Raw genomic sequence first — 828 nt, forward strand, 5'->3', positions numbered from 1 at the left:
CTATATAGCTAAAAATATAAAGTTTGCTACACTACAAAAAACCTACTAGCTACTGTTATGCCTAAGCCATATTCCAATGATCTTCGCCACAAAGCTCTGAACTACTACAAAGAATGCCAGAATAAATCTAAAACTTGTATCATTTTTAAGATCGCAAGAACCACTCTAGATCTATGGATCAAACTTGAAAAGCATCAGGGAAATGCAAATAGACCTCATCCCGACAAAGCAGGTCGACCCTATAAAATTAAAGACTTACAAGCGTTCAAAAGCTTTGTTGAAACAACAGCATTTTCACAGGCTAAAGATCTAGTGCCATTATTTGAACAAACATTTGGTTATTGCGTCAGTTATGCAAATATCTTATTTGCTTTAAAAAAGCTGGGGTGGAGTCATAAAAAAAGAGTTTTCTCTACAGACAAGCCTGCAAAATAGGACGGGCAGTATTCCAATGGTTTCTCCCACAATGGAAACAGCAATATGGTGAAGAACATATTTTATATATTGATGAATCTGGCATAAATAGCAATGAAGTTGCAGATTATGGTTGGTCTGAGAAAGGAAAACGTTGTCATGCAATAAAATCAGGTGGGCATGGAACTAGATTAAGTATAATCAGTGCTGTTTGCTCAAGTGCAGCCTTCAGATTCATTGCACCCTTCATCTTTCAGGGTTCATGTGATCGCAGCACTTTTGCTGGATGGCTTGAATATTTACTCAAAGGTTTACCTAAAGATAAAAGTGGTCAGCACCCAAAATACCTATTAATTTTAGACAACGCTTCGATTCACAAAGGGAAAGAAATTGATGAATTGGCTACTCAATACA

At 36.6% G+C, this 828-nt stretch carries 2 protein-coding genes; both read left to right on the forward strand.

Going from position 1 to position 828, the window contains the following annotated elements:
- Positions 1-57 precede the first annotated feature (57 nt).
- The gene (locus tag I2F62_RS13090; RefSeq protein WP_324626442.1) at positions 58-435 is read left to right on the forward strand and encodes an IS630 transposase-related protein; all 378 of its coding nucleotides are present in this window, start codon (positions 58-60) and stop codon (positions 433-435) included.
- A gap of 68 nt (positions 436-503) precedes the next feature.
- Positions 504-828: transposase (locus I2F62_RS13260; protein ID WP_420713766.1), on the forward strand; the 325-nt coding region annotated here is incomplete at its 3' end.

The organism is Acinetobacter sp. MD2(2019) (assembly GCF_035615615.1).
In the GTDB taxonomy this organism is placed as follows: domain Bacteria; phylum Pseudomonadota; class Gammaproteobacteria; order Pseudomonadales; family Moraxellaceae; genus Acinetobacter.

Coding starts and splice junctions, on each gene's coding strand:
- I2F62_RS13090 (WP_324626442.1), top strand. CDS start 58: ATGCCTAAGCCATATTCCAATGATCTTCGCCACAAAGCTCTGAACTAC.